Annotated in this window: 11 protein-coding genes; 2 read left to right on the top strand and 9 right to left on the bottom strand. The window is 56.1% G+C overall.

The window, feature by feature from the left end:
- Positions 1-2: 2 nt before the first annotated feature.
- Positions 3-719, bottom strand: coding sequence for a DUF421 domain-containing protein (locus tag AC3Y2E_RS01745; RefSeq protein ID WP_379206490.1), 717 nt, complete (start codon positions 717-719; stop codon positions 3-5).
- A gap of 162 nt (positions 720-881) precedes the next feature.
- Between AC3Y2E_RS01745 and AC3Y2E_RS01740 the strand changes: the two genes are divergently transcribed.
- Positions 882-1,271 (top strand): TIGR04086 family membrane protein, encoded by a 390-nt coding sequence (locus AC3Y2E_RS01740; protein WP_379206488.1) that lies wholly within the window; start codon positions 882-884, stop codon positions 1,269-1,271.
- A 112-nt stretch (positions 1,272-1,383) separates the two neighbouring features.
- Positions 1,384-2,208, top strand: coding sequence for a phosphatase PAP2 family protein (locus AC3Y2E_RS01735; protein WP_332075070.1), 825 nt, complete (start codon positions 1,384-1,386; stop codon positions 2,206-2,208).
- 93 nt (positions 2,209-2,301) lie between these two features.
- Here AC3Y2E_RS01735 and AC3Y2E_RS01730 read toward each other — a convergent pair whose 3' ends face one another.
- The 8 genes from AC3Y2E_RS01730 to queA form a co-directional block, all read right to left on the bottom strand.
- Positions 2,302-3,657, bottom strand: coding sequence for a DUF455 family protein (locus AC3Y2E_RS01730; RefSeq protein WP_379206485.1), 1,356 nt, complete (start codon positions 3,655-3,657; stop codon positions 2,302-2,304).
- Positions 3,658-3,836: 179 nt separating this feature from the next.
- Positions 3,837-4,733 carry an AraC family transcriptional regulator gene (locus tag AC3Y2E_RS01725; protein WP_379206483.1) on the bottom strand — a complete coding sequence of 299 codons (897 nt, stop codon included), beginning with the start codon at positions 4,731-4,733 and terminating at the stop codon, positions 3,837-3,839.
- A gap of 60 nt (positions 4,734-4,793) precedes the next feature.
- Positions 4,794-5,600, bottom strand: a complete 807-nt coding sequence (locus AC3Y2E_RS01720; protein WP_379206480.1) for a sugar phosphate isomerase/epimerase family protein — start codon at positions 5,598-5,600, stop codon at positions 4,794-4,796.
- 2 nt (positions 5,601-5,602) lie between these two features.
- Positions 5,603-6,769 (bottom strand): trans-sulfuration enzyme family protein, encoded by a 1,167-nt coding sequence (locus AC3Y2E_RS01715; RefSeq protein WP_379206478.1) that lies wholly within the window; start codon positions 6,767-6,769, stop codon positions 5,603-5,605.
- Complete coding sequence (locus tag AC3Y2E_RS01710) at positions 6,762-9,677, bottom strand: family 78 glycoside hydrolase catalytic domain (protein ID WP_379206476.1); 2,916 nt, start codon at positions 9,675-9,677, stop codon at positions 6,762-6,764. Before AC3Y2E_RS01710 ends, AC3Y2E_RS01715 begins: the two co-directional genes overlap by 8 nt.
- Positions 9,678-9,976: 299 nt before the next feature.
- Complete coding sequence (gene yajC, locus AC3Y2E_RS01705; RefSeq protein WP_332075076.1) at positions 9,977-10,324, bottom strand: preprotein translocase subunit YajC; 348 nt, start codon at positions 10,322-10,324, stop codon at positions 9,977-9,979.
- 18 nt (positions 10,325-10,342) lie between these two features.
- On the bottom strand, positions 10,343-11,479 hold the full coding sequence (gene tgt, locus AC3Y2E_RS01700) for a tRNA guanosine(34) transglycosylase Tgt (RefSeq protein WP_379206473.1): 1,137 nt from the start codon (positions 11,477-11,479) through the stop codon (positions 10,343-10,345).
- A 49-nt stretch (positions 11,480-11,528) separates the two neighbouring features.
- The gene (gene queA / locus AC3Y2E_RS01695; RefSeq protein ID WP_379206471.1) at positions 11,529-12,602 is read right to left on the bottom strand and encodes a tRNA preQ1(34) S-adenosylmethionine ribosyltransferase-isomerase QueA; all 1,074 of its coding nucleotides are present in this window, start codon (positions 12,600-12,602) and stop codon (positions 11,529-11,531) included.
- Between the last annotated feature and the right edge of the window lie 2 nt (positions 12,603-12,604).

The raw sequence follows: 12,604 nt of genomic DNA, 5'->3' as shown, positions 1-12,604 counted from the left end.
TTTTATTTTCTCTTTTTGTCCAAGTACATGCGTCCCCGGTGATCGATCGAGCAGAAGAACACTTCCTTGAAATCGTAAACTCCCTTAGACTGTATCTGGTTTTTCAGCCAAAATCGCGTCTTTCCCATTTTCATCAAATTTTCGTCCTGAACTTTGCCGTCCATGATTAACGGCATAGGCAGCCCTTCGTACCGGAACTGCGGCCCGCCGCTCCCGTCATCCTTCTGTGCGGAAGGCTCCTGCTTCTCCGGCTCTACCGCATCCTGCTCCGTCTGCTTCTCGATCACGGACAGCTTGCCCGACGTCTCCAGCACGGCGAATTCGACATCGGCCATATTGGTCACCTGGCGTTCCCTCAGCTGCATAAGCAAGTCGTCGAGCGTATACCGCTGTCTTCGCATCTCTTCCTGATTCAAGACGCCGTTTTCGATGAGATAGCTCGGTTTTCCGTCGAACCAGGCCCGCGCTTTCTGATTTTTGAGCGTCACGTAAGCAAGCACGATCTGAATCAGCACGAGCGTGATCATCGGCAGTAGACCGTTTACGATCGGCAATTGCGGATCGTCGATAATAAAAACAGCGATTTCGGCAATCATGATGGAGATTACCAAGTCAAATACGGACAGCTTGCCGATCTCCCGCTTGCCCATCAGCCTCAGAATGACAAACACCACGAAATAGATCAGCACAGTGCGCCAAAAGATGGTGAAAAGCTCCACAAGACCAACTCCTCCGCACGTTTTGATTTCATTGCTATTCTGACCGCCCTTCTTCCTCCTCATGCAGTCCCCGCTTGCTCAATAATTGCCAAAGCCTTGTACTAATCCGGTCAAGTCGCCCATACAATGGGTACAAACTAGGATAAAGAGGTGCATGTCCGCATGAACCCGATCTCGAAAGTTCCTCGGATTCGCATTACCTCGCCGCTGCTGTCCGGCATCGTGAATGCTTTCGTCTGGCTGTGCGTCGGGGCGGTGTTCACATCGCTGGTCGTCTCCATGACCGATATGAAGGAGCAGACGCTTACAACCGCCGCATTTCTTATTCATGGAATCGCTTCCTTGTTCGGAGGATTTTCCAGCGGCAAACGTTCGGAAAGCAAAGGCTGGTATCATGGCGCCATTCTCGGCATGCTGTACACGCTCATCGTCGTTCTTGTCGGTTTTTTGGGCTTCGACGCCGGACTTGGCAAGGATACCGCCGCTTTGCTCCTGATCGCGATCCCCGCCGGTGCGGTCGGAGGCATGTTCGGCGTTAACGCCAAAAAGTAAGCGCAAGCACACGGTCAGGTAAAAGTAGGAGCATTTCGGCACACCCCCGGATATGATATACTGGTTGGGTCCAAGTCGCGGCAGCCACACATCGATGTAGGGGGATATGTTTTTGTTTACGTTCCAGTCCATGACCCACGTGACCGTTCTTATGGCCCTGACCGTGTATGTTTTATTGTTTTTCTCCTTGAAGAGACATCCGTTATACCCGTTTCATGCGGCCGGAGCGTTTGTTCAGGAACTGTTTACGAAGCGCAAATATTTGCTTCATTTTCTGGGCATCGCCGTCATTTTATTTTTCAATAAAATCGAGATTTCGATTGAGAACAGCATGGTCCAGCATGCCGACTTTACTCCGAGCATCTACAGGCTCGAAGGCGAATTTGTCGCTCTGTTTCAGAAGCTGTTCGAGAATAGTTACTTGACGGCAGGGCTGAGCTTTTTTTATGTCGTCGTGTTTACGGCAATCATGGTCGCTTCCCTGTTTCTGTATACGTTTGAGGGCGAGCACAAGCTGTTTTACGCCGTCTGTTATGCGCTGATGATCAATTATATGATCGCCATTCCGTTTTATTTGTTTTTTCCGGTTACCGAAGTGCATGCGTTTAACCCGAATGTCCGTTTCCTTATGCTGGACGCCTTTCCATCATTCGAAACGGAATACCGGCCGCTGTCAGATCTGGACAACTGCTTCCCGAGTCTTCATACGTCCTTGTCGGTATCGATGGCCGTAATCGCGCTCCGTTCCCGGAATAAGTTCTGGAAAGTGTTCGTTCCGGCAAGTGCGGCTATTATTATTTTCTCGATTTTTTACTTGGGCATTCACTGGCTGACCGATATGGCCGGAGGCATGGTGCTAGGGCTGCTCGCGTCGCGCATCGGACTGCGTCTGGCTGAAGGCAGATCGCTGCTTGCAGGGGCCAGGATCGGGAGATAACGCTGCACACCTGCGGCACAACCCAACACAAAGAGGAGCGCTCCGCTTGGCATCGGACGCCCCTCTTTTTTTGGCTGCGATTTTCGTTTTCGTTTAATACTTGTCGTATTGCAGATCCATCGTCGCAAATCCGCAAAACTCCGGAAAATGATCGAGTACCCGGTTAACTTCCTCCGCGCTGTACCCCATCTTCTGCAAATGCATCTGCTTCGCCTTCCGTTCGACCGACTGGGCGGTCACCAGATCGTCGATGTGTTCGTACATTTTGGCTCCCCACTTTTTGCCGAAATTCACATGGAGCCGCTCGTCGGCAATATCGTATTCGGATTGAACGGAGGACATCGGATCACCGTGTTCCAAAAACGAGTCGATCGATTTCCGTTTCTTAATAAAGGAACAAGGCTCCATCACCATCGTCAGGCTCGCATAAAATTCGGGGAACGCGCCTTTAAAATTGTCTCCGGACAGCACCGTGCAAGGATGCCAGGCGAACTCTTCGGTCTTGTACCCCATCTGGAGCAGCCGGCGTACGCCCATCTGGCTGTGCCGCACCTCGTCCCACGTATGACGGGCAACATCGTAGTAAAAGTCCATCGGCATCCGGAGGACGCCGTAATACAAATAAGTCATCGTCTCGGCCGCAGACATCTCGCTCGCATTAATAAATACCATATGCTTGACGCTGCCGTGCGTCGGAGATTTCGGATCGAACATCGCGCTTTTGTACTTGGTCAAATCGACGAGCGGATAACGTGGATCGACGGCCGCTTTGGCAGGTACCGGTCCTGCCGGCTTCTCCACTTCGTAAACCGGGAAGTCGGGAAAACCGGCCTTCCCTTCCGGGTCCGACGTTGTGTCCATCGCCTGCCACAAAGTCCGGACGAACTCCAGCCACCCGGATAAGCGGATACGCTGCCCGGGATCGTCGATATAGGCAAACTGGGCATAGCCGGACACCCACTCGGTCAGCTCGGACCGGTTCATCTCGATGATCTTGAGCCGGTCTATCGTCGGAGCGTCCAGAATCGGGTCAAGCGTCATGCGAAGCCGGCTGTATCGGTTATACAGCTGGGTCAAAATATAAAAATAAGCCGCCGCAAACGCCTCGGTGGAATAAGCGATCGACATTCGCTGGAACGCCTCGCCGACGTTCTGCGGAGTCCACGATTTCCCGCCGACTCCCCGGCCCGGCAGCTCGTCGATCCGGGCTTCAAGCAATTTCATATGCTCGGTGTGCAGATAAGCTTGCCTGACGAGCCGTCCCTTTACTTCCCAATCCGGAAAAGCGGACACCCAGCCCATCGCCAGGCGCGAGCATTCGAATTCGATCCAGTACAATCCTTTCAGCCGGTCGGCCACCTCAATCGGGCGCATAATTCCCCGGCCTGCTTCTCTGGCCTGCTCCAAAAAACTGTAATCATTCAAATCCACTTCAAAATGGCTGTCCATGCAAACACCCCACTCGATCGGTTATGCTTCTATTGTATAAGGTGCAGGGCCTCATCAATTGAACAATGGTTACTTTCGATTGCACGGCAGTATTTAATACGAATTGGGTGTGCGGTTCACGCGCTGCTGCAAGACGAGGAACCGGGCCGCTTCCGCGCCCCGGCTCTCTGCTCCTCTATCTACATCCCGCTGTCCGGCAAATGTTTAAACTCGCCCGGTGTCATTCCCGTCGCTTCCTTAAAAGTACGGATAAAATGCGGGGAATCGTTGAAGCCCGCACGAAGGGCGATCTGCGTAATCGATTCGTTGCTGGAACGCAGCATTTCCTTGGCCCGGATAATCCGGTGCATAATAATGTACTGATACGGCGTGTACCCGGTGAGCTGCTTGACCAGCTTGTAAACATAAGAACGCGAGACGTGAAACTTCTCCGTCAGCTCCGGGATGTCGACCCCCTCGCAGCACCGCTCCGAGATATAGGCGGTCATCCGCTCTGCGATCTCGAGCATCTCGGCAGCGGCCCGCTCCTTGACGACGCACGAGTCTTTCGTCCGGGCGAGTTGCAGGATCAACTGGAGCAGCAACGTTTTCACGTACAGCTCGAAGCCTTGCCTACGCTCTTTCAGCTCCGATTCGAGCTGCTGTGTAATATGGTGGATGTGCTGCAGCTCCCGGCTTGCTATCGAGAATTCCAGCGTAATGACGTCGTCCCCGGGAAACCACGACTCGTACACGGCCGCGATCTCCGGCTCCGTTTCGATCAACCGCTGCAAATACGATTCCTCGATCGACAAAATCGCACGGTTGTAGACCGATTTTTGCGCCGGATGGAAGCGATGGTATTTGAGAGGCGGGATGATCACGACTTTGCCCGGATAAACGCTGAATTCCCGGTCCTCCACCCGGATCATCCCCCGGTTCGAGAACGTAAAGTGAAACTCGAAGCCGCGGTGGGCGTGAGCCGCACGCATCGGCGTCGTATCGCTTTTATGCTCGCAATATACGGGAAACAGGTCGAGCGATTCATTAAAATCGTGATCCACAAAATCGGAAGAAGGCTGATCCATCTTGTTCATTCCCGGGTTCGCACCGCCTTTATCCTTACTCTGCTTATCCTTGCGGGGGAAACCGCTTCGTTACTCCCACCGAATCCGGCGGAACCGGTCGCGGTAAGCGTCCCCCATCCATTTGCACACTTGCCACAGATCGGCCAACGGCTGTCCGGTGTACGGCAGCGTATGCAAATATTTCGGCGGTCCGAACTCCGGATCGAACGTCACGATCTTCTCTCCTCTGGCATAATGGCTGCGGCAAATTTCGTCCCACCACGCTTCGTGCGCTTCCCGCTCCTGCGCGTATTCCGGCGCGGCCGGGTCGGGAACCTGCGGACCGTGGCGGAATCCGACCCGTCCGTGAATATGAATTGTCCGGCTGATCGCCAGCTCCACGTTGTCCCGCTGATCCTCCAGGAGCGTCTCCGATACGACGACCCAATGACTGAAATCGGCGGTCAGCTTCATCTCCGGAAATTCCTTCAGAAGCGCCGCCGTGCTCCATGCCGAATAAGTGGCGCGGTTGCGGTGGGTCTCGTGGGCGACGGGAATCGGAACGTCCCGCTCCGCTTTCATCGCCTGCTCGAAAAACGCCCGCTGCTCGTCGAACGGCATCCAGTCTTTGGCGCTGTGCGAATTGACCTTGAGCGGTTCCAGCTCGCAAGCCCGGTTCAGCCTGTCGCGGAATGTAGCCGCGTGGTCGCCGTCCGTGTACATCATCGCGATATAATCAAGACCATACCGCTCCAACAGCCGGCGGAATCTCGGAACGTCCTCCTTGTCGGGGACGAGGCACTCCACTCCGTCATATCCCGCTTCGGCGATTCGTTCGATTTGTTCTTCCAGCGAACCGGTCATGCCCCACAATGCTTTGAATAGTTTCAACTCCATCTTTACGATCCCTCCTGACGAATAGCGTGCAAGCCCCGCTCCAAATCTTCGATGATCGTTCCCGCCGTTTCCAGACCGACCGAGATGCGGACAAGGCCTCGCGGAATGCCGGTGCGCTCCGACGTTTCCTCATCGATCCCCGCCCCGGGGAAGTTCATTAAGCTTTCGAAGCCTCCCCAGCTGGGACCGACCTCGAAGCAGGTCATCGCCCGGCTCATCCGGGCAACGTTCGCTTTGTCCCCTTTCGGTACGAAGCTGATCAACCCGTTGCAGCCGCTCATCTGTTCTAGTGCTAGCTCGAACTGGGGATGGTCCGGCAGCCCGGGATAAAACACCTGCTCCACGTCACGATGCTCCTGGAGGAACGCCGCGACCTTCCCTGCGTTCTCCTGATGCTTCGCCATCCGAAGCGGCAGCGTCCGGAGTCCCCGCGTGAGCAGCCAGGCTTGATGCGGGTCCATCACCGCTCCGAACATTCCCCGTTCCCGATGCGTCATCTGCTCGACCGTGGCGGCATCGGATATTAAGACACCACCGATAATATCGCTGTGCCCTCCCAAATATTTCGAAGCGGAGTGAACGACAGTGTCGATCCCAAACCGAAGCGGATTTTGATACAGCGGCGTCGCCCATGTATTGTCCACGACGGTAGCGATGCCTTTGCTTTTGGCAAGCTTTGCAACCGCCGCGAGATCCTGCAGGGTGAAGACGTTCGAAAGCGGCGTCTCCAAATAAATAAGCCGCGTATTCGGCCGGATCGCCTCTTCAAACTGCCGGACCTCCTCCCCGGAGACGAAGGTCGTTTCTACGCCGAACTTGTTCATATACGTTTCGAGAAATACACGCACGGGCGTGTACACGCTCTTCAGGGTTACGACATGGCAGTCTTTCACCGCATGCTGCATAATCGCAGCCGTAATCGCCGACATGCCGGAGGAGAATAGCAGCGCGCGTTCCCCTTCCTCCAGGGCGGCCAGCTTCCGCTCGGCCACCTCCAGCGTCGGGTTCGATACGCGGGAGTAGCTGTAACCGTGCGACTTCGTCTTTCTTGTAAACAGCGAATTTTGGAAGATCGGAGGCACGATCGCCCCCAGGTAGCGGTCATAATCGTCGCCCAGATGGGCGCATATGTCTTCTTTACTCCACGATTTCAAGTCATCGTCATGCATCGTCCCCGCTCCCTTCCCCGGTGTCTCCCACCCGTTCGATCCGTATGTCCCAGCCGCGTTCCCTCGCTTCGGCGTCATCGATCCCGATGCCTTGCGGTACCCGCAGCCTCAGCGTCGCCGAGCCGTTCTCGCGGCTCCATTCGACGTCTATCCGGCCGTACGGCGTCGGAACGGACCCCTCCGCCCATTCCAGCCCGTCCAGCTCTGGCGGACATATCGAGATGCGGCGGAACCCCTCGGCAGCCGGCGCAACGCCCAATCCATATTTGCCGAGCACGTAAGCGGGCGCAGCCGACCACGCATGGGCGAAGCTACGCGGGTACACGGCGAACGTCTCCCAGCACGTAGTCGATCCGTGGCGGACCATCGTTCCCCAGTCTTGGCGGATGGCGGATACGATCCGATCGAGCCGGCCCATCCGCTGCCACGCTTCGAACAAATAAAACGACATGAACGGCGTGCCGATGCGCACCCAGTCGGCAGGCGGATCGACCAGCCGGCTTTCGACGGCGGCTTTGCGCTCATGATCCAGCATATCGAACAAATAAAGCAGCGTATGGGTTTGGACGCTGCAAGTACCGGACCGTTTGCCGCTGCGATACCAGCCGTCTATGTAGGCGCTTCTTCCGTCGTCCCACAGATGAACGTTCATGCTCGCTTTGAGCCGTTCGCTCCGCTCGTTCCACCGCCGCTCGTCTTCGGGTTGAGACAGCCGCCGGGCCATATCCGCCGTTATCCGGCAGCAATAAGCAAGCGCCGCATGCTGCGCCGTACCTACACCGACATACGGAATATCCAGCTCGGCCCAGTCGAGCAAATTCCACGAGCTGATATCGAACAAGCCTTTATCATTAATAAACGTGCAGTACGTCTCCAGCGTCTCGGCGATGTCCGGATAGATGGTGCCGATAAACTTCGTATCCCCGCTGTATTCGACGTACTCCTTACAAGCGATTACCCAACTGAAGGTCCACATCGGGATGACCGACTGCCAATCGGTAGGCATGCAGGAGAGCAGCAGACCGCTCTGTTCGCGCGAGCGCGGAACCATCGTCAGGCAATGCTCCGCCAGTTCGTAGGAGCCGAATAAATAGTAGTTGACAAGCGAGCTGACCCGGCAGTCGCCGACCCAGAATACCCGCTCGTACGTCGGGCAGTCGACGAACATATCCTCTGTGCATACTTCCGACGTATGCCGGCTAATTTCCCAGATGTCGTTCAGCAGCGGGTCCGAGCAGCGGAATACGGCCTGATCGGTTACCGGGTATCCGGATTGAAGCACGGAGATCGAGTGGAAGGAAACCGGCGTCGTCTGGCCGCGAATCGCTACGATTAAATAGCGGAACCCCATCCGGGTTACGCTTCGATAGGACTGCCGGCCTCCCCGTGCTGTATACCGGAAAGCGTTATTCAATCCGCCCGTATACCGCACCTTGCCGTCCACCATCGTCTCAAAGCCGTATACATCGATCACGGTGCCTTCCTCCGCATCCAGATCGAACTCGATCTGCCCGACGTACAGCTTGCCGAAGTCGACGATCAGCTCCAGGTCCGCTCCGTCCGCCGGAGGAGCCAGCACGGAAGGGCGGGGATGCCCGTACAGCATCCGTTCGTCTTTCCGCTGCACCGCCCGGGTTGCGACGGTTTGCTTGCGAAGCATCAAGGAATAGATCATATGGTTCACGATGATCCGTGACGGCTCCACCTCCTTGCACGAGGACCGGTAAGCGAGCAGATCGGCCGGTTCGGCCGCTTCGCCGAGTGCGGCAAACGCCGGGTGAGACCGGTTCAGCCCGGTCTCCTTTTCGACGCCCCCGTAGACCGGATGGTAGCCGTCAGCCACAGGCTCAATTGTCTCGAAAGGCCCCCAAGTGACGAACGGTGAGCTGCCGTCTCCTTCAGCCGCCCCCTCCGCCCTTCGCTCGTCGCCCTGAGGCTCAAACGGGGAGATGAAACGAATCGGCGACGGAAAGTCCCATTCCATATGCGAGAACAAATCGTTATGAACGCCGCATATTTCAAGCAAGAACAAGTGCCGTCCCGGCTCCAGCACGATCTCCTCCCCTTGCTTGTACCAGCGGCTGTTTATTTTATATCGGCCTTGGACGCCGTTCCACGGCGAATGCGCGAAAGTGAGCTTACCTGTCACGCGTTCATCCGTCTCGAGAAGCGTTGCCAAGTAACCGCTGAATATTTTGGCATTGGCGTCCCGGTTGCCGGGATAAAAGTTGTCGCGCATATTCACCGATACGACTTGCCGCAGCGGACGGACTTCCGCTATGGAAGTCAATTGGCTGGGATAAATGCGCGATTTGGCCATCGGCTCGATCGAAGCCGTGTGCAGCTCGCCCCAGACTCCGCCGCCGCCTTCCGCCACGCGGACCGCACTGCCCCAGTCCGAATCGTCATATGCGGACGTCAGCCAGACGTCGTTCCACTTCCGGGCATCGAACAGCTCCAGCCAGCCGATATTGACATTGCGTTTCACCGTATGGCTCTCGAATCCGTCATGCTGCTTCGCCTTCCAGCTATTATCCGTGGCGAAGCTTCCGGCCTGGCCGTCTTCCCCGAGATCGAGTCTTGCGATCAAGCCCGCCCGATTCTCGATGTACTGATAATTCGAATGGCCGTAATGCCATACATCCACAGCGATCACGTTATCCCCGGTCCGGACATAACCGCTGACATCGTAATCGTCGTAATACCAATGCCGGGGCGTCGAACGAACCGGTCCTTCGCCGGCTTCCTTTCCGTTGATCCATACCCGGTAGTACGAATCGGCGCTTATTCGCAACCGCGCTTTGCCGACCGCTTCGGCGCCGAGCGTGAACGTTTTGCGAAAACATACGTGCGTATTAACAGGACGCTCTATCTCGTCCAGCCAGATCCAATCCGCTTGCCAATCCACGTTTGTCTTTCTCCTCTCCCGGTTCATACCTAACATCCTCTCCCGCCCTGGTCGGGATGGGGATAGCGGCATATCGCCGATCATCGTGGCGCCGCATCTTGATTATACTGGAACGTCCGCAGCCCGGAAGACAAATCATCCAAAAAAATTATCCGACAGTCCACAAATCCGGAGATTGCGTGCGCCATATGCCGGGCAGAGAGCCGAGCGTCCTCGAAAAACGGCCTGCTGGCTCGATTTCAGAAAATATCCAAAAAAAAGAGACCGTCTCGGGTCTCCTCTGTCCATTCAGATACATATTAAGCTTTCTCGGCAGGTTTCTCAGCCGGTTTCTCAGCAGCCGCCGGTGCGGATGCGCTGACTGCGTTAATCGCCGAACGGTCGAACGTCAGCTTGGTCGCATCGTTGACGCGAAGGACGACGATATCGTCCGTGATCTCCATGATCGTACCGTGCATGCCGCCGATCGTCGTAACCTTGTCCCCTTTTTTCAGCTGGTTCAGCATCATGTTGCGGGTTTTCTGGCGCTTCTGCTGCGGGCGGATCAGCAAGAAATACAAGACGGCGAACATCAGTACGAACGGAACAATCGTCGTGAGCAAGTTAGGTGAGGCCGCTGCCCCAGCTGCGTCTGCATAATTCCACATGAGTCTAGTCCCTCCTTTTTAAAATCCGCGGGAGTTATCCTTCATCCCGTACCGGTCGAAAAACTCGTCCCGGTAATCGAGCAGCCGGTCTTCCGCGATAGCTTGTCTAACGTTTCGCATCAAATCCAGCAAGAAATGCAGATTGTGATACGTCGTCAACCGAATGCCAAACGTCTCGTCAGCCTTTAGCAGGTGGCGCAAATATGCGCGGGAGTAATTCTTACAAGTGTAACAGCTGCAATTCGGATCGAGCGGTCCGAAGTCTCTAGCGAACTTGGCTCCTTTGACGACCAGCCGACCCTCGCTCGTCATAACCGTACCGTTGCGCGCAATCCGGGTCGGCAGCACGCAATCGAACATGTCCACTCCGCGGATCGAACCTTCCAGCAACGCGTCCGGCGATCCTACCCCCATCAAATACCTCGGTTTGTGCGTCGGCAGAAGCGGAACCGTGTGATCCAGCATCTCGTACATCAGTTCCTTGGATTCTCCGACACTTAGTCCTCCAATAGCATACCCCGGGAAATCCATGGAAGTCAACTGAACCGCGCTTTCTTTGCGCAAATCGGCAAACATGCCGCCTTGAACGATCGCGAACAACGCCTGATCGTGAGGACGGGCATGCGCCTTCAGGCAGCGCTCCGCCCACCGGCTTGTCCGCTCCGTCGATAATTTGACATACTGATAGTCGGCCGGATAAGGGGGACACTCGTCGAATGCCATCATAATATCAGGCCCAAGCGCATTTTGAATGTCCATGGCGATCTCGGGGGAGATGAACAGCTTGTCTCCGTTGAGATGGTTGCGGAAATGTACGCCTTCTTCGGTAATTTTGCGGAGCTCGCTCAGGCTGAACACCTGGAAGCCGCCGCTGTCCGTCAAGATCGGCCTGTCCCAGTTCATGAACTTGTGAAGCCCGCCCGCCTCGCGCACGATCTCGTGGCCGGGACGCAGAAACAGATGATACGTATTGCTCAATATAATATGAGCGTCCATCATCTTTAATTCTTCGGGGCTCATCGTCTTCACCGTTGCCTGCGTGCCTACCGGCATGAAGGTCGGCGTATCGATGATGCCGTGGGGCGTATGCAACCGGCCAAGCCTGGCGCCGGATTGTTTGCATGTTTTGATAGGTTCGTAACGTACTGCTGCCATAAGTCGTTCCTTCCTTGTCTGATCTTGTCTATCCGGCTCCATCGGCCGTTCAATAAATAAACATCGCATCACCGAAGCTGAAAAACCGGTATTCGCGTTCGACCGCTTCGCCATACGCCGCCAGCACCCGATCGGTTCCGGCCAAAGCGCTGACCAGCATGACGAGCGTCGATTTGGGCAAATGAAAGTTCGTCAGCAGCGCATCCACAAGCTTAAACGAATAACCCGGGTAAATAAAGATGCCCGACCAGCCGTCACAGCTCTCGATCTGCGAATCGCCGAACCGGTTCGCCACCGTCTCCAGCGTACGGGCCGATGTCGTGCCTACCGCCACGATCCGGCGTCCTGCCGCTTTCGCTTCGTTCAGCGCCGCGGCCGTCTCCGCCGACACCGAATAATATTCTTCATGCATCTGATGCGCTTCCACCGTATCGGCCGAGACCGGGCGGAACGTGCCGAGACCCACATGAAGCGTGACCGTGGCGATCCGCACGCCTTTGTTCGCGATCGCCTCCAGATAAGCGGGGGTGAAATGCAGTCCGGCCGTCGGCGCAGCCGCCGAACCGGGATTCCGGGCGTACACGGTCTGATACCGTTCCCGGTCGTCCAGCTTCTCTTTAATATAAGGAGGAAGCGGCATCGAGCCGAGACGGTCCAGCAGTTCACGGAATATCCCGTTGTACTCGAACCGGACGATCCGGGCTCCCATCTCGCCCTCCTCCTCGACGACAGCGCGCAGCAGCGGCTCCGTCATCGCCGTTTCGTTCTCCCGGTCCTGTTCACCGTTCTCGCCGAACACCACGACGGCTCCCCGTTTCAGCCGTTTGCCCGGACGGGCAAGCGCTTCCCACCGGTCTTCACCCAGTTCCTTGAGGAGCAGCAGCTCCACATGTGCTCCCGTATCGGCTTTGACGCCAAAAAGCCGGGCAGGAATGACCCGTGTATCGTTCAACACGAGCGTATCGCCGGCTTGCAGAAAGTCGATCAGTTGTTCGAACGTATGGTGCCCGATCGCTCCGCTCGACTTGTCGAGCGTAAGCAACCGGGACCCGGTCCGGTTCAAAAGCGGCGTCTGGGCGATCAAAGATTCGGGTAATTCAAAATCAAACGTACTGACATCCATAT

The sequence above is a fragment of the Paenibacillus sp. MAH-35 genome, from assembly GCF_058135425.1.
The sequence above is the reverse complement of the archived record's forward strand: the minus strand, read 5'-3'. Positions and strand labels throughout refer to the sequence as shown.